The 21,189-nt window shown below is 74.0% G+C and carries 19 protein-coding genes and 1 tRNA gene; 10 read left to right on the forward strand and 10 right to left on the reverse strand.

Annotation, left to right across the window (positions count from 1 at the left end):
- The first annotated feature begins 54 nt into the window (after window positions 1-54).
- The 3 genes from cysS (at window position 55) to ACFQ6N_RS10275 (ending at window position 4,497) form a co-directional block, all read left to right on the forward strand.
- Window positions 55-1,449 carry a cysteine--tRNA ligase gene (cysS, locus tag ACFQ6N_RS10265; protein ID WP_380648296.1) on the forward strand — a complete coding sequence of 465 codons (1,395 nt, stop codon included), beginning with the start codon at window positions 55-57 and terminating at the stop codon, window positions 1,447-1,449.
- A gap of 137 nt (window positions 1,450-1,586) precedes the next feature.
- Entirely contained in the window at window positions 1,587-2,579 is a 993-nt protein-coding gene (rlmB, locus tag ACFQ6N_RS10270; RefSeq protein WP_380648297.1) for a 23S rRNA (guanosine(2251)-2'-O)-methyltransferase RlmB, read from the forward strand.
- Window positions 2,580-2,823: 244 nt separating this feature from the next.
- Entirely contained in the window at window positions 2,824-4,497 is a 1,674-nt protein-coding gene (locus tag ACFQ6N_RS10275) for a DoxX family protein (RefSeq protein ID WP_380648298.1), read from the forward strand.
- 199 nt (window positions 4,498-4,696) lie between these two features.
- On the opposite strand, the gene ACFQ6N_RS10280 is transcribed toward ACFQ6N_RS10275, so the two are convergent.
- The 3 genes from ACFQ6N_RS10280 to ACFQ6N_RS10290 all read right to left on the reverse strand — a co-directional run bounded on the left by ACFQ6N_RS10280 (window position 4,697) and on the right by ACFQ6N_RS10290 (window position 7,372).
- Window positions 4,697-5,584, reverse strand: a complete 888-nt coding sequence (locus tag ACFQ6N_RS10280; protein ID WP_380648300.1) for an NDP-sugar synthase — start codon at window positions 5,582-5,584, stop codon at window positions 4,697-4,699.
- 46 nt (window positions 5,585-5,630) lie between these two features.
- The gene (locus tag ACFQ6N_RS10285; RefSeq protein WP_380648301.1) at window positions 5,631-6,074 is read right to left on the reverse strand and encodes a hypothetical protein; all 444 of its coding nucleotides are present in this window, start codon (window positions 6,072-6,074) and stop codon (window positions 5,631-5,633) included.
- A gap of 206 nt (window positions 6,075-6,280) precedes the next feature.
- On the reverse strand, window positions 6,281-7,372 hold the full coding sequence (locus ACFQ6N_RS10290) for an ABC transporter ATP-binding protein (protein WP_380648302.1): 1,092 nt from the start codon (window positions 7,370-7,372) through the stop codon (window positions 6,281-6,283).
- A gap of 288 nt (window positions 7,373-7,660) precedes the next feature.
- Here ACFQ6N_RS10290 and ACFQ6N_RS10295 point away from each other — a divergent pair.
- Together ACFQ6N_RS10295 and ACFQ6N_RS10300 are read left to right on the forward strand one after the other, a co-directional pair.
- Window positions 7,661-7,734 (forward strand) — tRNA-Thr (locus ACFQ6N_RS10295).
- A gap of 220 nt (window positions 7,735-7,954) precedes the next feature.
- Entirely contained in the window at window positions 7,955-8,155 is a 201-nt protein-coding gene (locus tag ACFQ6N_RS10300) for a hypothetical protein (protein ID WP_380648303.1), read from the forward strand.
- Between the two features lie 180 nt (window positions 8,156-8,335).
- On the opposite strand, the gene ACFQ6N_RS10305 is transcribed toward ACFQ6N_RS10300, so the two are convergent.
- The 6 genes from ACFQ6N_RS10305 to ACFQ6N_RS10330 all read right to left on the reverse strand — a co-directional run bounded on the left by ACFQ6N_RS10305 (window position 8,336) and on the right by ACFQ6N_RS10330 (window position 14,111).
- Window positions 8,336-9,538: a sensor histidine kinase gene (locus tag ACFQ6N_RS10305; RefSeq protein WP_380648304.1), complete on the reverse strand. Its 1,203-nt coding sequence runs from the start codon at window positions 9,536-9,538 to the stop codon at window positions 8,336-8,338.
- The gene (locus ACFQ6N_RS10310; protein WP_380648306.1) at window positions 9,535-10,338 is read right to left on the reverse strand and encodes a response regulator; all 804 of its coding nucleotides are present in this window, start codon (window positions 10,336-10,338) and stop codon (window positions 9,535-9,537) included. Before ACFQ6N_RS10310 ends, ACFQ6N_RS10305 begins: the two co-directional genes overlap by 4 nt.
- Window positions 10,335-11,180, reverse strand: coding sequence for a hypothetical protein (locus ACFQ6N_RS10315; protein WP_380648307.1), 846 nt, complete (start codon window positions 11,178-11,180; stop codon window positions 10,335-10,337). Before ACFQ6N_RS10315 ends, ACFQ6N_RS10310 begins: the two co-directional genes overlap by 4 nt.
- 219 nt (window positions 11,181-11,399) lie before the next feature.
- Window positions 11,400-12,275 (reverse strand): class F sortase, encoded by an 876-nt coding sequence (locus ACFQ6N_RS10320; RefSeq protein WP_380648309.1) that lies wholly within the window; start codon window positions 12,273-12,275, stop codon window positions 11,400-11,402.
- Window positions 12,262-12,714, reverse strand: coding sequence for a hypothetical protein (locus ACFQ6N_RS10325; RefSeq protein ID WP_380648310.1), 453 nt, complete (start codon window positions 12,712-12,714; stop codon window positions 12,262-12,264). The genes ACFQ6N_RS10320 and ACFQ6N_RS10325 overlap by 14 nt, the downstream gene beginning before the upstream one ends.
- Before the next feature lie 458 nt (window positions 12,715-13,172).
- Window positions 13,173-14,111 (reverse strand): hypothetical protein, encoded by a 939-nt coding sequence (locus tag ACFQ6N_RS10330; RefSeq protein ID WP_380648312.1) that lies wholly within the window; start codon window positions 14,109-14,111, stop codon window positions 13,173-13,175.
- A 207-nt stretch (window positions 14,112-14,318) separates the two neighbouring features.
- Here ACFQ6N_RS10330 and ACFQ6N_RS10335 point away from each other — a divergent pair, with 207 nt between their 5' ends.
- The 3 genes from ACFQ6N_RS10335 to ACFQ6N_RS10345 all read left to right on the forward strand — a co-directional run bounded on the left by ACFQ6N_RS10335 (window position 14,319) and on the right by ACFQ6N_RS10345 (window position 16,721).
- Window positions 14,319-15,587 carry an MFS transporter gene (locus tag ACFQ6N_RS10335; protein WP_380648313.1) on the forward strand — a complete coding sequence of 423 codons (1,269 nt, stop codon included), beginning with the start codon at window positions 14,319-14,321 and terminating at the stop codon, window positions 15,585-15,587.
- Window positions 15,588-15,768: 181 nt separating this feature from the next.
- A complete protein-coding gene (locus tag ACFQ6N_RS10340; RefSeq protein WP_380648315.1) occupies window positions 15,769-16,002 on the forward strand; it encodes a hypothetical protein in 234 nt (77 codons plus the stop codon).
- A gap of 173 nt (window positions 16,003-16,175) precedes the next feature.
- The gene (locus ACFQ6N_RS10345) at window positions 16,176-16,721 is read left to right on the forward strand and encodes a methylated-DNA--[protein]-cysteine S-methyltransferase (protein WP_380648317.1); all 546 of its coding nucleotides are present in this window, start codon (window positions 16,176-16,178) and stop codon (window positions 16,719-16,721) included.
- A 71-nt stretch (window positions 16,722-16,792) separates the two neighbouring features.
- Here ACFQ6N_RS10345 and ACFQ6N_RS10350 read toward each other — a convergent pair whose 3' ends face one another.
- The gene (locus ACFQ6N_RS10350) at window positions 16,793-17,899 is read right to left on the reverse strand and encodes an ATP-grasp domain-containing protein (protein ID WP_380648318.1); all 1,107 of its coding nucleotides are present in this window, start codon (window positions 17,897-17,899) and stop codon (window positions 16,793-16,795) included.
- A 336-nt stretch (window positions 17,900-18,235) separates the two neighbouring features.
- Between ACFQ6N_RS10350 and ACFQ6N_RS10355 the strand changes: the two genes are divergently transcribed.
- Window positions 18,236-19,657 (forward strand): family 2B encapsulin nanocompartment shell protein, encoded by a 1,422-nt coding sequence (locus ACFQ6N_RS10355; protein ID WP_380648319.1) that lies wholly within the window; start codon window positions 18,236-18,238, stop codon window positions 19,655-19,657.
- Between the two features lie 263 nt (window positions 19,658-19,920).
- Window positions 19,921-20,970: a family 2 encapsulin nanocompartment cargo protein polyprenyl transferase gene (locus tag ACFQ6N_RS10360; protein WP_380648320.1), complete on the forward strand. Its 1,050-nt coding sequence runs from the start codon at window positions 19,921-19,923 to the stop codon at window positions 20,968-20,970.
- Window positions 20,971-21,189 lie beyond the last annotated feature (219 nt).

The raw sequence follows: 21,189 nt of genomic DNA on the forward strand, positions 1-21,189 counted from the left end.
GTTGTCCCGGGGAATGTAGCGGGGCACCCCCTGCTGCCCACTACGCTTGACGCTGTGAGCATTCGTCTGTACGACACCAGCACCCGACAGGTACGCGACTTCGTCCCGCTTGTACCGGGTTGTGTCTCGATCTACCTGTGCGGCGCTACCGTCCAGTCGGCGCCACACATCGGGCACATCCGTTCCGGGCTCAACTTCGACATCATGCAGCGGTGGTTCGCCTACCGCGGCTACCAGGTGACCTTCGCCCGGAACGTCACCGACATCGACGACAAGATCATCGCCAAGGAGCGCGAGCTCGGCGTGCCGTGGTGGCAGATCGCCTACGAGAACGAGCGCGCGTTCAACGACGGCTACAACGCGCTCGGCTGCCTGCCGCCGACCGTCGAACCGCGGGCCACCGGGCACATCCCCGAGATGATCGAGATGATGCGGACGCTCATCTCCGAGGACCACGCCTACGCGGCCGACGGCAACGTCTACTTCGACGTGAAGTCCTACCCGGACTACCTGGCGCTCTCCAACCAGAAGCTGGACGACCTGCGCCAGCCCGAGGGCGACGGCGAGACCGGCAAGCGGGACCAGCGCGACTTCGCGATGTGGAAGGCCGCCAAGCCGGGCGAGCCGAGCTGGGAGACCCCGTGGGGCCGCGGCCGCCCGGGCTGGCACCTGGAGTGCTCGGCCATGGTCCACAAGTACCTGGGCCCGGCCTTCGACATCCACGGCGGCGGGCTGGACCTGATCTTCCCGCACCACGAGAACGAGATCGCCCAGTCCAAGGCGTACGGTGACGACTTCGCCGCCTTCTGGGTGCACAACGCCTGGGTCACCATGGCGGGCGAGAAGATGAGCAAGTCGCTGGGCAACTCGGTGCTCGTCTCCGAGATGGTCCGCGCCTGGCGTCCGATCGTGCTCCGCTACTACCTGGCGGCTCCGCACTACCGCTCGATGATCGAGTACAGCGAGGAGTCGCTGCGCGAGGCCGAGGCCGGCTTCGGCCGGATCGAGGGCTTCGTCCAGCGCGCCGTCGAGCGCTGCGGCACGGTCGACGCGGCGCCCGAGGTGCCGCCGGCCTTCGCCGAGGCGATGGACGACGACTTCGGCGTCCCGCAGGCGCTGGCCATCGTGCACACCGCCGTCCGCCAGGGCAACAGCGCCCTGAACGCGGACGACAAGGAGAGCGTGGTGGCGCGACTGGCCGAGGTCCGTGCGATGCTCGGAGTGCTGGGCCTCGACCCGCTCGCCCCGCACTGGGCCGGGACGGACCGTGGCGAGGACCTGCACGGTGTGGTCGACTCGCTCGTCCGACTGGTCCTGGACCAGCGGCAGGCGGCGCGCCAGCGCAAGGACTTCGCCACCGCGGATGCCATCCGCGACCAGCTCGGCCTGGCCGGGCTGGCGATCGAGGACACCCCGTCCGGCCCGCGCTGGACGATCAACAGCCAGTAACCCCATCTGACGATCGGGGTGATGGGTGGGCCGTACCGGACCGGTGCGGCCCTCCCGCATGACGTAGCGCATGCCGCGGACCGCCGCCGGACAGAGCGGGGCGGCCGGGGCATGCCGAACAGACAGGAAGTACAGCCATGGCCGGCAACAGCCAGCGCAGGAACCGCCGCAACCCCGGATCGAAGAAGGGTGCGTCTGTCGGTACCGGCGGGCACAGCCGGAAGCAGCTCCAGGGCAAGGGCCCGACCCCGCCCGGTGAGGAGCGCAAGGGCCACCCCAAGCAGCGGGCCGCCAACGCCGCGGTCAAGCGCGAGCGGGACGCCAAGGCCCGGGCCGGCATGCGCCGGGCCGGCGGTGCCGGCCGCGGCGGCCGGGGCGGCGCGGGCAGCGCCGAGCTCGTCTTCGGCCGCAACTCGGTGGTCGAGGCGCTGCAGGGCGGCGTGCCGGCCACCGCGCTGTACGTCCAGCAGTTCATCGACACCGACGACCGGGTGCGCGACGCCTTCCAGGCGGCCAACGACCGCGGCATCCCGCTGATGGAGGCCCCGCGCCCGCAGCTGGACCAGATGACCGGCGGCCTCAACCACCAGGGCATGGTGCTCCAGGTCCCGCCGTACGAGTACGCGCACCCCGACGACCTGCTGGCCGCGGCCGCCGACTCCGCGCAGGACGCGCTGATCATCGCGCTGGACGGGGTCACCGACTCGCGCAACCTGGGCGCCGTGGTCCGTTCCGCCGCCGCCTTCGGCGCGCACGGCGTGGTCATCCCCGAGCGCCGCGCGGCCGGCATGACCGCCGGTGCCTGGAAGACCTCCTCCGGCGCCGCGGCCCGCCTGCCCGTCGCCCGGGCCACCAACCTGACCCGCACCCTGGAGGCCTACCAGAAGGCCGGCCTGATGGTGGTCGGCCTGGCCGCCGACGGCGAGGCCGAGCTGGGCGACCTGGAGCTGCTGACCGGTCCGGTCGTCATCGTCGCGGGCAGCGAGGGCAAGGGCCTGTCCCGGCTGGTCTCGGAGACCTGCGACATGCGGGTGCGGATCCCGATGTCCGGCCTGACGGAGTCGCTGAACGCCGGTGTCGCGGCGGGCATCGTGCTGTACGAGGCCTCGCGGCTGCGCGCCAAGCGCTGAGTGCTCGGGTGCTCGGGCGCTGAGCGCTCGGGTGGTGAGTGCTGGGGCGCTCGGGCGCCGAGTGCTCGGGAGCTGAGCACGTTCGACGGGCGGGTCGCAGGCGTTCTTCCGAATTGCCCGCAATCCGAGTGAAAGGCGATCGGGCCCGACCGGGTCCGATCGCTTTTTTCATGATCACTTCAAGTGTGCGCCGGACATCCACTCGGGAGAGTGTCCAAAGCGGCCGTCACCCGGTTAGACGGGCGTGGACACCAGAACACCTCGGCGCCCCCTGTTCGGCGGCGGCAGCACCGGGATAGACGCGGACCCCGGCCTCAACACCGTCAAGGTGGAGTCGGACCCCGCGCGGCTCAGCGGCACCCAGGCGAGTTTCCGGCTCCGGCTCGGCTCCCCCGTGGCACCGCTGATCGAGGCTCCGGCCGGACTGCTGTCCACCGGCGCCGCGTTCGGCGACCCCTACGCCAACCAGGGCCTGATCCGCCGTCCGCTGGTCACCCCCCAGGTCGTCGTCCCGGCCTCCGCCGTCCCGGCGCTCGCCGGGGCCGGGGCCGGGAGCGGTCCGCGCCGCAAGGGCCGGGTCACCGCCGTCACCTGGACCGGCCAGGCACCCCCCGGGGACCTCGCGGCCACCCAGCTCCTGGAAGCCGTCCGCCACGGCGGCACCCCGATGCGCGGCGGCGTCGGCGTGGCCGAGGCGGACACCCAGGTGATCCCGTCCCTGGCCGGCGCCCGGACCGTCCCGCGCCAGCCCCGCGAAGGCAGCGGCACCGCCACCGACGCGGGCGTCGGCCCGGTCGGCGAGCCGCACGGCTGGACCCCGAGCGGCGAACTGCCCGAGGTCTCCGCCGCCGACGCCGAGGGCAAGCAGCCCTGGTACCCCGGCCGCCGCGTCGACCTCGGCCTGGTCCTGCTGCCGCTGCGCGCCGTCCTCGGCTCGCTCTCCGTCTACGCCGGGTTCAGCAAGCTCTGCGACCCGGTGTACTTCGACGGCGGCGAGCGCGGCTCGATGATGCGCTGGCTCTCCTCGCTGCACCCCTGGAAGGTCGCCGAACCGCTGCTGGCCTTCGCCATGGCGCACCCGGTGGGCGCCGGCCTGGTCGTGTCGTTCACCGAGATCGTGGTCGGCGTGCTGACCGTCCTCGGCCTCTGGCAGCGGCTCGCGGCCGGGGCGGCGATGGTGCTCTCCGCCGTGCTGCTGTTCACCGTCAGCTGGCGGGCCGTGCCGGTCTACGACACCCCCGACCTGATCTTCCTCGCGGCCTGGAGCCCGCTGCTGATCGCGGGAGCGCCGTTCGCCTCCCTGGACGGCCGGCTCAACCTGGAAGCCTGGCGGCGGTTCGGCGCGGACGCCCCCGGGGCGCTGCGGCGCCGGGTGCTGCGCCGGGGCACGGTGGTCACCACCGTCGTCGTCGGCCTGACCCTGCTGCTCGGCTCCATGCTCGGCGCCGCCGTCCGCACCGGTGCCCGTCCGCACCAGGCACCGAACCGTCCGGCCACCGACTACGGCACCCCGGTGTGGCCGTCCGGCGGCCCGTCCGGCACCCCGGGGGGCAAGGGCCAGTCCACCCCGCCCACGCCCGCCGCGACCCGCCCGCCCACCCCCGCGCCGAGCGCCGGCACGCCGTCCACCGGCCCGGCCACCAAGCCCGCCACCCCGACGCCCAGCGGCAAGGGGCACTCCGGCAAGCCCGAGACCGGGACCGGCTCCTCCCCGGCCCCGGCCGCCCCGTCCGCCGGAGCGGCCGGCACCACACCCGCCCAGCGCGGCACCCCGGGCCCCGGCAGCTCCGGCCCGGCGCCCAAGTCCAGCCCGAGCTCCGGCTCCGGGCTGCTCGGCGGGGTGCTGGGCAGCGCGCCGCTGGCCGACCTGTCCGGCGGCAGCCGCTCCTCCCACCCGGGGGCGCCGACCGCGACCTGAGGGACCTGACGAGCCGATCGGCCGGGTGCTCCGTGGGGGAGCACCCGGCCGATCCGTGTCGTCCGTCGACGTCCGGGCGCTGGTTGTCCCGCGTTCCCCTCGCCCCTTGTCCCTTGTCCGGAGTCCCGCGCTCGTGCGCGGCGGGATGCCGCCAGGGCGTACCAGCCGGGCCGTACTACCGGCCTAGCCGGGCCGCGTACTACCGGGGCGTGCCGCCGACTCCGGCGGCGAGCTCCTTGGCGGCCTCGGTGAGGTCCTTGGCGGTGTCGATGGCACGCCAGTACACGCCCTGCGGCAGCTGGTAGCCCGCCAGCCGCTTGCTGCGCGCCAGTTGGGGGAAGGTGGTGCGCTCGTGGTCGCCCACGTCCGGCAGCAGCTCGGCGAACTCCGGGCTGAACACGTACAGGCCGGCGTTGATGAGGAAGGGCGAGGGCGGCGCCTCGATGAAGTCCAGCACGTTGCCGAACTGGTCGGTCTCCACGGCACCCCACGGGATCCGCGGCCGGGCCAGCGCGAGCGTCGCCACGGCGTCCCGCTCGTGGTGGAAGGCGGCCATGTCGCGCAGGCTGAAGCGGGTCCAGATGTCGCCGTTGGTGGCGTACCAGGGCTCGTCCGGGCGGGGCAGCGCCTTGGCCGCGTACTTGAGCCCGCCGCCGCGCCCGAGCGGCTCCGCCTCGACCACCGTGCGCACCCGCAGCGGCAGGTCCGCGGTGTCCAGCCACTCCTCCAGGACGTCCGCGAGGTGCCCGCAGGACACCACGACGTCGGTCACGCCCTCGGCGGCGAGCCAGGCCAACTGGTGGCCCAGGATCGGCACGCCCGTCCCGGGGATCTCGACCAGCGGCTTGGGGCGGTCGTCGGTGTACGGGCGCAGCCGGGAGCCCTGGCCGCCGGCCAGGATGACGGCCTGGGTGACAGGCGTCGAGGTCGGCCGGGGCGGGTGGGGCTGCGCCGATGCCTGCGCGTGCGCCTGCGGGGCGTCCGAGACCTTCGGTGCGCCCTGGGTGTCCTGGGCGGTCGCGTCCTTCGGGTCCTTCGGGGCGTTCGGGGACGTGAGTTCGGTGGTGGGGCCGGAGTCAGCGGTCATGCCTGAACAATAGGCCCGCCGCCCCGGCCACGACCCGGGTCGGACGTCAGCCCACCACGCCCGCCGCGAACGCCCCGTCGCAGACCGGGCGGGCGAAGGAACGGGCCCGCTGGACGTCGCCCTGGTACTTCCGCACCGCGGCCTTGCCCAACTCGGTGGCCAGCGAGCTGCAGTACGGCGTCAGCGAGGGCTGCTCGCGCATCGAGCGCTCCAGCAGGTCCAGCGCGGCGGACGGGCTCTTCGCGCGCAACTCGTCCAGCAGGGCCACCCGCAGGGACTCCTGCGGGGCGAGCCCGTCCGTCGTCCTGGTCGCGGTGTCGGAGCGTCCGATACCGGCGCCGTCGCCGGTGGACGCCGCCACGACCTGCTGGTCGAGCCCCGTCGGCGGCGCCCAGGGGACCCGGGTCACGGCGAGGGTGCCGGTGGTCACCAGGACGACCGGCAGGGTCAGGGCGAAGGTCTGGCCGATACGGCGCACAAGCTGCTTCACCCTCAGGAGAGTAGCGGTGCGTACGGCCCGGATCGCCCTCCGTTACACCATCGAGTGACACGGTGTCCGGGTTCGTCCCTGCGCCGTGTTGACGCGGGGGCCTACGGACGGAGCCCGCCGGACCGGGAAGGGTCCGACGGGCTCCGCGGGGTCGCTCCGGACGGCGGCTCGCCTCCGCGGCTCGCGCCCGTCCGTCCGGGGCGGCGTCAGCTGCTCAGACGGGCACCGCTGCTGGTGGAGAACACGTGGGTCTCGTTGGCGATCGGCACCACGTGGACGGTCTCGCCACGGGCCGGGATCTGGCGGCCGGGCACCCGGACGACCAGGTCCTTGTCCTCGCCGCCGATCTGGGTGGTGCCGTAGACGAAGCCGTCCGAGCCGAGCTCCTCGACCACGTTCACGGTCACCGCGACGCCCTCGATGCCGCCCGCCGGGACGATCTCGAAGTGCTCGGGACGGACACCGACGGTCACCGTCTTGTCGGTGCCGGCGCCGGCCAGGTCCTCGCGGGAGATGTTGACGACCGAGCCGCCGAACTTCACGCCGCCGTCCACCAGCGGCACCTCGACCAGGTTCATCGCGGGCGAGCCGATGAAGCCGGCCACGAAGAGGTTGGCGGGCCGGTCGTACATGTTGCGCGGGGTGTCGACCTGCTGCAGCAGACCGTCCTTCAGCACCGCGACCCGGTCGCCCATGGTGAGCGCCTCGGTCTGGTCGTGGGTGACGTACACCGTGGTGATGCCCAGCCGGCGCTGCAGGCCGGCGATCTGGGTACGGGTCGACACACGGAGCTTGGCGTCCAGGTTCGACAGCGGCTCGTCCATCAGGAACACCTGCGGCTGGCGGACGATCGCACGGCCCATCGCGACACGCTGGCGCTGACCGCCGGAGAGCGCCTTCGGCTTGCGGTCCAGGTACTCGGTGAGGTCGAGGATCTTCGCCGCCTCCTCGACCTTGGTGCGGATCTCCGTCTTGTTCACGCCGGCGATCTTGAGCGCGAAGCCCATGTTCTCCGCGACGGTCATGTGCGGGTACAGCGCGTAGTTCTGGAACACCATCGCGATGTCCCGGTCCTTCGGCGGCAGGTGGGTGACGTCCCGGTCACCGATCCGGATGGCGCCGCTGTTGACGTCCTCCAGACCGGCCAGCATGCGCAGGCTGGTCGACTTGCCGCAGCCCGACGGGCCGACCAGCACGAGGAACTCGCCGTCCGCGATCTCCAGGTCCAGCGCGTCCACCGAGGGCTTGTCCGCCCCGGGGTAGACACGGGTCGCCTGGTCGTACGTGACAGAAGCCATGGTCGTTGCTCTCCTTCACCGGCAGGAACGTGCCGGACGATCCGAGTAAAGGGGGTGTGTGGTGCCTTGCTCCGCCGCCCCGCCAGTGGTCTGAACCACTGCACGAACCGACTCCCGGCGACGCTACCTGCGGTTCCGCGCCTTGTCAGCCCCCCACCGACCCGAATTCCGCATCGGTTCCATCACGCCCACCCCACCCCGCCAACCCCCGGATATCCCACCACCCCACCACCCCGGCCCGGTAGACTGCCCCCGGTGCCGCCGTGATCCATCGCGGACGGCCACCGTGCCTCCTTAGCTCAGCTGGCCAGAGCACCGCTCTTGTAAAGCGGGGGTCGTCGGTTCGAACCCGACAGGGGGCTCAGTGCACCGAAGGGCCGACTCGGCACGACCGGGTCGGTCCTTTGCCGTTTGCTGTGGCTGTGCCACGGGTGGGTCTGTGTCTCGGTGCCTTCCAGGGTTCGACATGCCGCAGGCGGGTCGAGCCAACCGGATGCCATGCCTTGCTTGCCTCTCCGGCTCCGGGGGTGGCCAGGTTGTTTTCGGGGCGAGGAGGCCGCACCTGATCTGTAGTGTGCGGCCATGGTGAGCGAGTTGGAGTCGGACGGGCCGTTGGTCGAGGCCGAGGTCGTGCAGCTTCGGCAACTGCTGAAGCGGTATCTGTCCCACGAGCTTGATCAGTGGGAGACCTGGAAGAGCGAAACGCCCTATGGGCCGGCGTACGTGGTGCTGAGTCGTGCGCTCCCCGACGGAGCGTTGCCGGAGCACTTCCACGATTTGTGAGCGGGCTGCCTGTCCGTGGAGGAGGGCCGGTCTGTCCATTGGCGTCCTCGCCGGTGGCCGCTCAGGTGTTGGGAGCGGAGGTAGCGCTGGGGTAGCCCGCTGCGGGTGAAGTCTCGATGGATCGGGGTTGGTCTCCAGCTGCGGTTGCCCGTCGCCGTCGGGTCGGTCACTGGGCCCCGGTCAGTCCGGGGGGAGGGTGAGGGTGGCGAGGGCGCCGCCGGTGGGGTGGTTGGTGAGGGTGAGGGTGGCGCCGATGACGCGGGTGTGGCCGGTGGCGATGGTGAGGCCGAGGCCGTGGCCGCGGCCGCGTTCGGGGGCGTTGGTGCGGAAGCGTTGGGGGCCGTGTCGGAGGAGGTCGTCGGGGTAGCCGGGGCCGTGGTCGCGGACGGTGATCCGGCGGCCGTCGACGTGGAGGTGGACCGGGCCGGTGCCGTGGCGGTGGGCGTTGAGGATCAGGTTGCCGAGGATGCGGTCCAGGCGGCGCAGGTCGGTGCGGACCCGCAGGTCGGCGGCGACTTCGACGGTGACGTCGAGTCCGGTGAGGGAGACGGTGCGGCGCACCGCGCGTTCCAGGGGGACGGCGGAGAGTTCGGGGGCTTCGGCGTCGGCGTCCAGGCGGGAGACTTCCAGGAGGTCCTCGACCAGGCCGCGCAGGGCTTGGACGCGGTTGCGGACGAGTTCGGTGGGGCGGCCGGGCGGCAGGAGTTCGGCGGCGGTGACCAGGCCGGTGAGCGGGGTGCGCAGTTCGTGGGCGACGTCGGCGGTGAAGCGTTGTTCGTCGGCCAGGCGGCGGTGCAGGGTGCGGGACATCAGGTCGACGGCGGCGGCGAGGTCGGCCACCTCGTCCTTGCCGTCGACGAGTTCGCCGATCCGGGTGTCGGTCCCGCCGGCGGCGATGCCCCGGGCGGCGGTGGCGGCGGTGCGAAGGCGGCGGCTGATCCGGTCCGCGACGAGGACGCCGACGAGCACGGTGGTGAAGACCGCGGCGACGACGGTGAGCAGGATGATGCGGTCCAGGTCGGCGATGGCCTGCCGGTCCTGGCCGAAGTCGATCCGGACGGAGAGCACCCCGTCCCGGACGGCTCCGGCCGCCCACATCGATTCGCCCTGCGGGTCGGCGGCGAGCAGGGTGCCGTGCCGGCCGCCGGCGGCGAGTTCGCGCAGTGCGGTGGGGAGGGCCGGGTCGTCCACGGCGGTGCTCCGGCCGACCACCTCGCCGCGGCCGTACCCGGCCAGGGCCGAGTCGAGGGCGGTGAGCGCGGAGGTGCGGGCCTGGTCGACGTGCTGGCGGATCATCGCCTGGTGGACCAGCAGGCCGACGGCCACCGCGACCAGGACGGAGATGGCGGCGACGGCGGTGGCGATCTGGCGGCGCAGGGTCATGCCGGGCGCCGCAGCTTGTAGCCGAACCCGCGGACGGTCTCGATCCGGCCGGAGCCGATCTTGGCGCGCAGCCGTTGCACGTGGACGTCCACGACGCGGGTGTCGGCGCCCCATTCGTAGTCCCAGACCCGTTCGAGCAGGGTGGAGCGTTCCAGGACGATGCCGGGCGCGGCGGTGAACTCCAGCAGCAGCCGCAGTTCGGTGGGGGTGAGCGGGACGAGGCGGTCGTCCACCCGGACCTCCATGCTGTCGGTGTCCACCCGGAGGCCGTCGAAGCTGCGGACGGCGGGGGAGGGGACGGCGGAGGAGACGGCAGAGGGGACGGCAGAGGGGACGGCGGGGGGGACGGCGGGGGGGACGGTAGAAGGGATGGCGGCGGGGACGGCGGTGTCGGCTGCCGGGGTCACGGGGACGCGGCGCAGGACCGTGCGGATCCGGGCGACCAGGACGGCGCTCTCGAACGGCTTGACGACGTAGTCGTCCGCGCCCGCCTCCAGGCCGGAGACCACGTCGACCGGGTCGGTGCGTGCCGACATCATCAGGATCGGCAGCTGGCTCTCCTCGCGGATCCGGCGGCACAGGCCGACCCCGTCGAGCAGCGGCAGCATGACGTCCAGCAGCAGCAGGTCGGGCCGGACGGCGTGGAAGGCCTCCAGCCCCTCCAGGCCGTCGGCGGCGGTGGTGACCGGGAAGCCGTAGCGCTCCAGGGCCATCCGGGTCGCCTCGCGGATCACCTCGTCGTCCTCGACCAGGAGGATGTGCGGGTGGGAGGGGGCGGCGGGGGACAGCGCGGGGGTCATCGCTTCGGCTCCGGTGTCGCGGTGGGCATGGCGGTCGGCCGGGCGGCGCGCGGGGAGGGGACGGACGCGCCGGGGTCGACGGGTACCGGTCCGACCTGGTTCGAACCGGACGGTGTGGACGGGTACTTGGGGGCGACGCTGGGCACCTGGGCGGTGTCCGGGCCGGTCGGCGGGAGCACACCGAGGCCCTCGTCCTTCCGCTCCAGCAGGACGAGCCTGACCCCGTCCCAGCCGTAGTGGCTGCTGGTCCGGACGTAGAGGCTGGTCGACTCGTACAGCCACAGCTCGGTGCCGATGGTCTCGGCGCTGAACGTCCGCTGGACCTGCACCCGCAGGACGGGCAGCAGACGGTCCTCGGCGAGGACGTAGACGTGCAGCACCACCGGTCCGGGGGTGACGACGGTGGTGATCAGCGAGAGTCGGCCGTCGCCGGTGAGGTCGCGGAACTCGGGGCTGCGGATCTCGCACCCGGTGCAGGAGGAGCCGAGTGCCTGCCGTTCCTCCGCCGTCACCGCCGGGTCCTTGGTGAGGACGCCGCGCACGTCGACCGTGGTGATGTCCCGCCCGGGGACGGTCAGGTCGGGGACGGGCTGCGGCGGTGCCTGGGTGGCGCCGGCCGCGGCGGTGGGGGTCGGTGTCGGCGTCGGCGAGGCCGGGTTCGACCAGAGCGGCCGGGGGACGGGCGGCGGCGTGACGGTCCCGGCCGGGCCGTGGTCCCGCAGGCCGCCGGGGGTGGCGCGGCCGAAGGCCAGGGCGGCGAGGGCGAGGAGGACGACCAGGCCGGCCAGGGCCGCCACGGGGGCGGCGCCGGGCCGGCGGCGGGGTGCGGGTGGGGCTGCCACGGTCGGTGCTCGTCCTCCTGGTCTGCGGCGCGGGTCGGGTGGTGCGGGTCGGGTGGTGCGGGGTCGGGCGGGTGGCACGGGACGGCGCGGAGCGGCCGCCGGGCGTGAGCCGGGCAGCCGCCCCGCGCCACCCTGGCTAGGTCGTCCGGGTGGCGCCCGGTGGTTCCGTCAGGGCCGTGCCGGTGCCGGTGTCGACGCTGACGCCGGTGCCGACGCCGGTCAGGCCGGGTCCGCCAGCACGATGATGTTGTCCGTCCAGTGGCCGTCCGAACCGATCCGGCCGCCGCAGGTGATCAGCCGGAGCGCCGGCCCGGGCGTATCACCGTAGACCTGCTCGGTGGGGAAGGTGTCCTTGGCGGCCTGGACCAGCGTACGGACCGTGAAGTCCACGGTGCTGCCGTCCGCCCGCCGTACGGTGATCAACTCGCCGGGCCGCAGCTTCGGCAGCTGCCGGAAGACCGCCGGGCCGTGCACGGTGTCGTAGTGCCCGATGAGGACGGCGGGTCCGGGCTCGCCGGGCCTGGGGCCGTTGCGGTACCAGCCGACCTCGTCGCCCCGGTCGGCGGCCGGCACCTGAACCGTCCCGTCGGCGTTCAGGCCGAGGTCGGTCACCGGTGCGTCCACCCCGACGGAGGGGATCAGCAGACGGGTCGGCGGCGAGGCCGGCAGGGGCTTCGGGGCGGGGACGCTCGGCCGGGACGCGCCGACCGTCGACGGCGGCGGGGCGTCCGTGCCGCCGCCGTGACCGGAGGCCTCGATCCGTACGACCGGGGTCTCACGGCCGGACAGCGCCAGCGAGACGCCCAGCACCAGGCAGAGCAGGCCCGCCGTGCCGAAAGCCGTACGACGCAGGATGCTCGGGCCGGGCTTGGCGGCCCGCCGTCGGCCGCGTTCCCGGCCGCGCGTCCGGCCGTGTCCCTGCCTGCGGCCGTGCTCGTGCTCGTTCTCGTGTTCGCGGCCGCGGTCGCGTTCGCGTTCGCGTTCGTGATTCTGCCCGGGTCCGGGGGCCGGTGCGGCCCCGGTACCGCTGCGGTTGCCGGTCCCCACCACCGGGGCGGCCCCGGCGGACTCGGGACCGGTGTCAGCCTCGCGCACCGGAACGGCGGCGCAGGAGGGCGAAGCCCAGCGCGCCGGCGCCGACGGCCGCGACGGCGCCGCCGCCCGCGAGCATCAGGCCGGAGCTGTCGGTGGCACCGGAGCCGTCACCGGCCTGCGCGGCGCCCTTCGGCACCTCGCGGACCTGCGGCTGGGTGCCGTTCGGGGCTTGCGGCTGGCCGGCGCTCGGGGTCGCGGTCGGGGCGGCGGCGGCCGGGGCCTTCGGGGTGCCCGGCGCCGGGGCGGCGCTCGGGGTGGCGGTGGGCGCGGCACCCGCAGCCGGGGCGACGACGCCGGCCGGGGCGGTAGCGACGGGCTTCGGCGCGCCGTCGGCCCAGGCCTGCCCGCCGGTGACGGCGGTCAGCAGCGCGGCCCCGGTCAGGGCGCAGGCCGCCAGGACGCGGCGGGTGGGGGTGCGGTGGGTACGGCTCCTGCTCATGCGGTGTTCTCCATCTGCATCGGTGGTGCACGTCGGTCTTCGGTGCGGACCGCGGCCCGCGCGGCGTCGAGGACCGCGTCGTTCAGGACTGCGGGGTTCCTCTGCCGCGGCGTGGCGCGGTGTGGTCGCGGACGTTCGTCGTCGGCGCCGGACGCGCACGTCCTCGTCGCGGACGCCCCTCCGACCGGTAGGGCGGGTACGGCCGCTTCAGCCGGTACGGCCGGGGCGTCGACACCGAAGGTAGGAGGGCCGTGTCGCGGTCCTCGGCCGGTCGTGTCACGGCCGCCCATCGGCTTCGTAACGGCCGCCGCCCGTGACGTCGCCGGGGCTTGTGACGTCACCGAAGCCTGAAACCCCCGCCCCGCCGCCCGCCGTCCGGAACCCCCGCCGTCCGGAACCCCCGCCGTCCGGAACCCCCGCCGCCCGAAGCCCCGGCCGGCCCGGCCCGCCGCCGGGGCTCAGGCACCGCCGGAGCGCGCCGGGCCCGGCCGGAGCTGCCGGAGCGTCCACCCCGGCCCGAGCGGCCGGGTGTGGGCGGCGAGGAGTTCGGCGGCGCGGCGGTAGGAGAGGCGGGCGCGGCCGGTGTGGGGGCAGCGGTCGGCGGCGGGGGTGCCGGCGGGCGCGCGGCGGTCGGTGAGGAAGAGCGGGCCGTTGGCGCGGCCGGCGATGAGGAGGGGGAGGAGGCGGGCGGTGCCGGATTCCCACTGGAGGGGCCTGTGGCCGGGGCGGGTGCGTCGGCCGGCGAGGTCGAGGTGGTCGGTGTCCAGGGCGAGGACGGTGTCGATGGTGGCGCCGGATTCGTGCAGCAGGTGCCAGAGCGTCTGTTCGCGCAGCGGCGCGCGGAGGGCGAACAGGGCGCGCAGTCGGTCGGGGGTCAACGGGGCGGTGGCTGCGGTGGCTGCGGTGGGTTCGGGCAGGGGGCGGGGGTGGAGGCCGGTGGTCGGGTCGCCGTCGATCCAGCCGCGGGACCGCCACCAGGCGACGGCCGCGCGCAGGGTGGAGAGTTCCCGGTTGAGGGTGCGCGGGTCGGTGTCGGCGGCGCGGTGGCCGGTGGCGGTGCGGAGCCGTTCGGCGGCGTCCGGGTGGTCGAGCAGGGCGAGCGGGAGGACGGGTGGGCGGGCGCGCCGCCGTTCGGGGCCGGTGGGGGCGGGCCGGTCGGCGAGTGCCCAGGCCCAGGTGTCCAGGGCGATCCGGTAGATCCGCCGGGAGCCTTCGGCGAGTCCGGAGGCGGCCAGGTAGCGCTCGACGGCGACGGCGTACTCGACCGGTACCGGTGGGAGCCCTGCCGCTTTCCCTGCCGCGCTCTCCGCCGCTTTCCCTGCGGCGTTCTTTCCTGCGCTCCCGCCTGCGTTCCCTCCTGCGCTCTCTCCTGCGTTCGCTGCCGCGTTCCCACTCACGTCACATCCGCCTTCTTCCGCAGTAAATCACCCACTCGAAGCTGTCGGAAGAATATCCGTGATGCGCAGTAAACGGCAGGTGAATGGCCATGGCGGCCGCCATTTACTGCGCTGATGGCGCCATCTCGTGAAATTGATGGCACCAGGCTCAAGTATTTCCGCGAAACCCTTGAATCCCGCCTCCCCGGAACCCCAGACTCTCGTCACATGGCAGTGGACACCGAACGGATCCCGGACCGCCGAAGGCGCCTGGGAGACCGTCTCGCCGTGCTGGGCGAGCGCGAATTCCTGTGGTTCTTCACCGGGTACACGACCTCCCTCGTCGGCTCCTCGATGGCGCCGGTGGCGGTCGCCTTCGCGGTGCTCGACGGCGGCGGCAGCGGCACCGAGCTCGGCTGGGTGATGGCCGCCCGGATCCTCCCGGTGGTGCTGGTGCTACTGGCCGGAGGGGTGATCGCCGACCGGTTCGGCAGCCGGCGGGTGATGCTGGGGTCGGACGTCCTGCGCGGGCTGGTCCAGGCGCTGTTCGCGGGGCTGCTGGCGGCCGGGCACGCACCGGTCTGGGGGATGGTCGCCCTGGTCGCGGCGTGGGGGGTCGGCGAGGGGCTGTTCATGCCGGCCTTCGGGGCGATCGTGCCCGGCCTGGTGGGCCGCAAGGAGCTGACGGCGGACGCCAACACCCTGCTGGGGCTGTCCCGTTCGGTGTCCACCGTGGCCGGTCCGGCGCTGGCCGGCCTGCTGACCGCGGCGTACGGCCCGGCGGCCGTGCTGCTGGCCGACGCGGTGACCTACGGTGTCGGCGCCTTCGCCCTGGCCGGGCTCCGGCTGCCCGGGCGGGCGACGGGTGGTGGCGGCGGGTCGATGGCCCGGGACCTGCGGGCCGGCTGGTCGGAGTTCACGGCCCGCCCGTGGCTGTGGATCACCACCGCGCAGATGGGCCTGTTCAACCTGCTGGTCTGGGCGCCCTTCCTGGTGCTCGGCCCGCTCACCGCGCAGCGGGGCCTCGGCGGTGCCCGCGCCTGGGGCCTGGTGATGGGCGTGTACGGCGCCGGCGCGGTGCTCGGCGGCCTGCTGGTGCTCGGCCGCAGGCCCGGCCGTCCGCTCGCGGTGGCCACCGTGGCCGGGCTGGGCTGGGCGCTGCCCTCCGGGGCGCTCGCGGCGGGGGCGTCACTGCCCTGGGTGGTCGCGGGCGCGCTGGTCGCGGGGGTGGGCTCGGCGGTCTGCGGGACGCTGTACAGCACGACGACGCAGGAGTGGGTGCCGGTGGAACTGCTCGGGCGGCTGACCTCCTTCGGTGCGCTCGGTGCCTTCGCCCTCGGTCCGCTCGGCCTGGCCGCGGCCGGTCCGCTGGCCGGCCGGTTCGGGACGGGCCCGGTGCTGCTGCTCGGGTCGGTCTGGCAACTGGCTGCCGGAGCCGTAGTGTTGGCGGTGCCGGCGGTACGCCACCGCCGTTGGGAGGAGGACCCGGAGAGCTGACCAACCCCTCGGACGGCTCCGGGGCGCACCCCCGGCCCCCGGCGTGGCCCACCGCGCACCGCGCCCGGCCGGCCCCGGAGTGAAGCCGGCTGCCCCACCCGCGCACGTGCCTCCGCGGCGGGCGGGGTGGCCGGGCCGGTCGTACGGTGGAGGGTGCGGGGGGTCACCGAGGAGGACGACCATGCCCGGTTCGCTCACCATCAGCCACCACGAGTCCGCGTCCGTCCTGGACCACGCGGACGCCGAACGGCTCGCCACCGTACTGGCCGAGCTGGCGTACCTGCTGGAGATCCCGGGGCCGAACCGGGTCAACGAGGCGCAGCTCGCCCTGCTGTGCGAGGGCCGTGCCCCGGACCGTGCCGAACTGGCGCACTGGTCCCGGGCGCTCGCGACCCAGTTGAAGGGGCGGGTCTGACCGGGGTCGACCCCGCAGGCCCCGCCGACCACTCGGGCCCCGCAGGCCCCGCAGGCCCCGCCGACCACTCGGGCCCCGCCGCCCTTCCGCCGTACGATGGCGCGCGGGGCGGGGACGCCCTCCGGGTGCCGGGCCGGCCGGTGGCCGGTCCGGCGGAGGGTGGGGACCCGAGCGTGCCGCAGTACCGGGGGATGTCCTGGCTGACCGTGCCGACGCCGCTGCCGAGCGGCCCGATGCACATCGCGGTGACCCCGCTCGGCGTGGCGGCGGCCGGCTACGGCGGAACCGGCGGCGAGGTGCCGCCGTGCACCGACGAGCCGAAGATCACCGCCGTCACCGAGCGGATCGGCGCCTACCTGGCGGGCCGCACCCGTGAGTTGGGCCTGCCGATCGACTGGACCCTGAGCTCCGGACCGCACCGCGTGGTGCTGCAGACGCTGCTGCGCGAGGTGCCGTACGGCCGGACCGTCACGTACGGCGAACTGGCCGCCCGCAGCGGCGTGTTCGAGGACGTCACGGAGCCCGGTCTGGCGGCCAGGACGGTCGGGCAGATGATGGCCGCCAACCCTGTCCCCCTGCTGGTGCCCTGCCACCGCGTGGTGGCGGCGGACGGGATCGGGGGCTTCGGCGGCGGCCGGGTCGGGATCGACGTGAAGCGCTGGCTGCTCACCCTGGAGGGGGTGCTGGAGCCGACGCTCGACTGGAACGGGCCGTTGTAGACGAGGAGTTGCCCCAGCCACCACCCGGACCCCGCCGGCAGCCGTCGGCCCCCCGCCCCCGCCCCGCCGCGTCAGGCCCGGGCCCGCACCAGTGACACCCGCCCCGGTGCCCGGCGGGGCAGCACCGGCTGGACCCCGGACACCAGCGTGTACTCCAGCCCGCGTACGTCGAGGCCCGCCCCGGCGCCCTCCGGCCGTTCGCCGAGGGCCAGCCGCACCGCGTCCCACGGCAGGTTGAGCCCGCACAGGCGCAGCTGGTGGAGTCCGGCGGCGGGGCGGGTGTTGACGTCGATGACCACCGGCTGTCCGTCGAACCGGCGGAACTGCACGTTGGACAGGTAGGCCATCCGGCTCGCCCGGACGAGCCGCTGTACCGGTTCCAGGTAGCGGTCCTCGGTGGTGAAGCCCCGGCGGCGGCCCTCCTTGGTGCGCCCGACCGTGGTCAGCGGGGTGCCGTCCCGGTCGGCCAGGCAGTCCACCGAGACCTCGGGGCCGTCCAGGTAGGGCATCACCAGCAGGTCGACCGGTTCGTGCTCCGGCCCGAGGCCCGCGCCGCCGTCCGCGCCGCCGTCCGCCCCGCCCTCGGCGAGCGCCGTGGCCACCTGTTCGACCTGGACCCGGTGGTCCCAGCCGGTCAACCGCCCTGCGCCGTACGGCTTCCGGGTGAGTACCCGGAAGCCCGCGCCGCCCGCGCCGGTGGTGGGTTTGAGGCAGGCGGTGTGCCCGGCGTCCTCGATCCGGTCGACGGCGTCGAGCAGTTCGCCGGGGGTGCGGACCCGCCACCAGGGCGGGGTGGGCAGTCCGGCGGCGGCGATCGCGGCGTAGCCGTCGGCCTTGCTCGCGTAGGTCGCTATCGCGGTGGCGGGCGGGCAGAGCAGGGTGGTGCCGATCGCCTCGAACGCGGGCCGGGCGAGGGCGATGGCGAGCTGGTGGAGCTGTGGGACGAAGACGTCTATGGAGTGCCGGGCGCAGTAGTCCAGCGCGTAGTCGACGTAGCCGTCGGCGGGGAGGTCGGCGGGTTCGGGGGTGCCGTGGTCGGCGGCGGCGAGCAGGGGCGAGTCCGGATCGCCGTGGGTCGCGTGGACCACCACCGGGCGCGGTGCGGCGCGCAGTTGCTCGATGAAGAAGATGTTCTCGGCGTAGGTTCGGTTGAGCCAGACACGTACGGGTGCACTCATGCGACCCTCCCGGTACGGAGGTTGACGAAGGGTCAGGGCACCCTAGCGGCAGGTCGGGAGGGGTCCGGCGGCGGGTCCTGCCTGCGCGGGGCGGGTCGCGGGGTGGCGCGGGCGGGCGGGCCGATGGGGGAGGATGGGTTCCGGCATTCCGAGGCGTTCGAATGAATAGTCGAATACATATCGGTCAGGTGATCTATTCGTACTATTTGTTCGGTTATTCCAAATCACTCGAACGAGTGATTGCGGGCTGCCCCTGAACGGGCCCACCATGAAGATGCACCACGAATGTGCAAGGCGACACTTCATCAGGTATCGGGTATGCGAAGGGCTCCCCTCATGTCGACCGAAACCAATGCCGGTATTCCCGCGCCCAGCGCGCAATCGGAGATCCGGCAGCAGCAGAGTCTGAGCACGGCGGGCGCGCGGAACCTCGCCACCACCACCAAGTCCGCGCCGCAGATGCAGGGCATCAGCCCGCGCTGGCTGCTCAGGACGCTGCCCTGGGTGCAGGTGTCCGGCGGTACCTACCGGGTCAACCGCCGCCTGCGGTACTCGGTCGGCCGGGGCCGGGTGAGCTTCGTCAAGACCGGTGCGGAGGTGCGGATCGTCCCGCCCTCGCTGGCCGAGGTGCCGGTGCTGCGCGGCTTCGAGGACGAGGCCGTACTGGAGGAGCTGGCCTCGCGCTTCGTGCAGCGCGAGGTCAACCCCGGTGACGTCCTGGTCGAGGCCGGCACGCCGATCACCGAGGTCTTCCTGATCGCGCACGGCAAGCTCGACCGCATGGGCACCGGCAAGTACGGCGAGGAGACGGTGGTCGGCACCCTGGCCGACGGCGACCACCTCGGCGACGAGGCGCTCCAGCAGGAGGACGGCAGCTGGCCGTACACCGTCCGGGCCGCCACCTCCGGCACCGTGATGGTGCTGTCCTGGCCCTCCTTCCAGGAGCTGCACGACCGCTCCGAGGCGCTCCAGCTCCAGGTCATCGAGTACCTGAACGGCTTCCAGCAGGCGCAGAACAAGCACGGCGAGGCCGCGATCGACCTCTCCGCCGGCCACGCGGGCGAGTACGAGCTGCCCGGCGCCTTCGTGGACTACGAGCTCAAGCCCCGCGAGTACGAGCTGAGCGTCGCGCAGACGGTCCTCAAGGTGCACAGCCGCGTCGCCGACCTCTACAACCAGCCGATGAACCAGACCGAGCACCAGCTCCGGCTGACCATCGAGGCCCTGCGCGAGCGCCAGGAGCACGAGCTGGTCAACAACCCCGAGTTCGGCCTGCTGGAGAACGCCGCGTACGACCAGCGGATCCAGACCCACTCCGGCCCGCCCACCCCGGACGACATGGACGAGCTGCTCAGCCGCCGCCGCAGCACCAAGATGTTCCTGGCCCACCCCCGGGCCATCGCCGCCTTCGGCCGGGAGCTCAACAAGCGCGGCATCAACCCGGGCACGGTCGAGGTCGAGGGCCGGCACGTCATGTCCTGGCGCGGGGTGCCGGTCTTCCCGTGCAACAAGATCCCGATCGTCGGCGGGCACACCAGCTCGATCATCGCCATGCGGGTCGGCGAGGACAACCAGGGCGTCATCGGCCTGCACCAGACCGGAATTCCGGATGAATACCAGCCGAGCCTTTCGGTGCGGTTCATGGGAATCGACGAGAAGGCCATCATTTCCTACCTGGTGAGCGCCTACTATTCCGCCGCGATCCTGGTCCCGGACGCGGTCGGCGTCCTGGAGAACGTGGACATCGCGCAGCGCTGACGGCCCCGCCGGGGCCGCCGGAGACCCGCGTCGTCCGGCTGGGGGTTACGCCCATCAACCCCTGGCCGGGCGACGCGTCCCGGTGTGTGCGGCCGCGCCCGGTGCATGCGGCCGCGCCCGGTGCGTGCGGCCCTGTCCCGCGCGGCCGTCCCGCGCGGCCGTTCCGGCGGCAGGCCCGGAGCCCGCCCGACCACCACAGCGCAACCCCGGCCCGCCCGTGCCGGGCCATCCCACGACACGCGCCGACAAGAGGGAAGACACCCATGACGAGTCCCACGCTGGAGCGGGACCACAAGGAGGGGCACGAGGCGGCGGACATCCTCGCCCGCGCCCGCGCGCTGGTCGACCCGGTCATGCGGGCCGCCGTCGACTCGCTGCCCGGCACCATGCGCAAGGTCGCCGGCTACCACTTCGGCTGGTGGGAGGCGGACGGCACGCCCGCCGCGGCCCCCGCCGGCAAGGCGATCCGGCCGGCCCTGGTCCTCGCCGCCACCCAGGCGCTGGGCGGCTCGCCCGCGCAGGCCGCCGCCGCGGCCGCCGCGGTGGAGCTGGTGCACAACTTCACCCTGCTCCACGACGATGTCATCGACCGGGACGACACCCGCCGCCACCGGCCCACCGCCTGGCGGGTGTTCGGCACCACCGAGGCCATCCTGGCCGGGGACGCCATGCACTCCCTCGCGCTGCGCCTGCTCGCCGAGGACACCCACCCGGCCGCCCACGGCTCGATCCGCCGGCTCGCCGACTGCGTGGTCGAGCTGTGCGAGGGCCAGCAGATCGACTGCGCCTTCGAGCAGCGCAACGACGTCTCGCTGCCCGAGTGCCTGGCGATGGCGGAGGCCAAGACCGGCGCCCTGCTCGGCGCCGCCTGTGCGATGGGCGCCCTGTACGGCGGTGCCTCCGAGGAGACGGCGCAGGCGATGGACGGCTTCGGCCGGGAGATCGGCCTGGCCTTCCAGCTGATCGACGACCTGATCGGCATCTGGGGGGATCCGGCGGTGACCGGAAAGCCGGTCGGCGCGGACCTGGTCGCCCGGAAGAAGTCGCTGCCGGTGGTCGCGGCGCTGGGCTCCGACACCGCCGAGGGCAGGCGGCTGGCCGAGCTGTACGCGCTCGAACGCCCGCTCAGCCCGGAGGAGTTGGCGCAGTGCGCGACGGCCGTCGAGGGGGCCGGCGGGCGCGGCTGGGCGCAGGGCCAGTCCTGCGAGCGGATGGCCGCGGCGATGGCGCAGCTGGCCGCCGCCGTCCCGGAGCCGGCCGCGGCCGACGAACTGCTGGCGCTCGCCGAACTGGTCACCCGCCGCACGCACTGAGCGCGCGCCTCCTGAGGGCGCGCCTTCTGAGGGCGCGCCTCCTGCGGGCACACGCGCCGAAGGGGTAGGCACCGAGAGCGTTCACCGAGGGCGCCCTCGCGGAGTGGGGGGGGGGGCGGGGCCCCATACCCCAACCCCCCGCGGCCACAAAAACCCCCCCCCCCCCCCCCCCCCCCCCCCAAACCCAAAGCCGCCCCCCCCCCCCCCCCCCAGGGCGGG

It is taken from the genome of Kitasatospora sp. NPDC056446 (assembly GCF_042796115.1).
Lineage (GTDB): Bacteria > Actinomycetota > Actinomycetes > Streptomycetales > Streptomycetaceae > Kitasatospora.

Bases quoted from the DNA above. Each gene is read 5' to 3' on its own strand.
- rlmB (WP_380648297.1), top strand. From the start codon at position 1,587: ATGGCCGGCAACAGCCAGCGCAGGAACCGCCGCAACCCCGGATCGAAG.
- ACFQ6N_RS10280 (WP_380648300.1), bottom strand. From the start codon at position 5,584: ATGACCGCTGACTCCGGCCCCACCACCGAACTCACGTCCCCGAACGCC.
- ACFQ6N_RS10290 (WP_380648302.1), bottom strand. From the start codon at position 7,372: ATGGCTTCTGTCACGTACGACCAGGCGACCCGTGTCTACCCCGGGGCG.
- ACFQ6N_RS10300 (WP_380648303.1), top strand. From the start codon at position 7,955: ATGGTGAGCGAGTTGGAGTCGGACGGGCCGTTGGTCGAGGCCGAGGTC.
- ACFQ6N_RS10305 (WP_380648304.1), bottom strand. From the start codon at position 9,538: ATGACCCTGCGCCGCCAGATCGCCACCGCCGTCGCCGCCATCTCCGTC.
- ACFQ6N_RS10310 (WP_380648306.1), bottom strand. From the start codon at position 10,338: ATGACCCCCGCGCTGTCCCCCGCCGCCCCCTCCCACCCGCACATCCTC.
- ACFQ6N_RS10325 (WP_380648310.1), bottom strand. From the start codon at position 12,714: ATGAGCAGGAGCCGTACCCACCGCACCCCCACCCGCCGCGTCCTGGCG.
- ACFQ6N_RS10335 (WP_380648313.1), top strand. From the start codon at position 14,319: ATGGCAGTGGACACCGAACGGATCCCGGACCGCCGAAGGCGCCTGGGA.
- ACFQ6N_RS10340 (WP_380648315.1), top strand. From the start codon at position 15,769: ATGCCCGGTTCGCTCACCATCAGCCACCACGAGTCCGCGTCCGTCCTG.
- ACFQ6N_RS10350 (WP_380648318.1), bottom strand. From the start codon at position 17,899: ATGAGTGCACCCGTACGTGTCTGGCTCAACCGAACCTACGCCGAGAAC.
- ACFQ6N_RS10355 (WP_380648319.1), top strand. From the start codon at position 18,236: ATGTCGACCGAAACCAATGCCGGTATTCCCGCGCCCAGCGCGCAATCG.
- ACFQ6N_RS10360 (WP_380648320.1), top strand. From the start codon at position 19,921: ATGACGAGTCCCACGCTGGAGCGGGACCACAAGGAGGGGCACGAGGCG.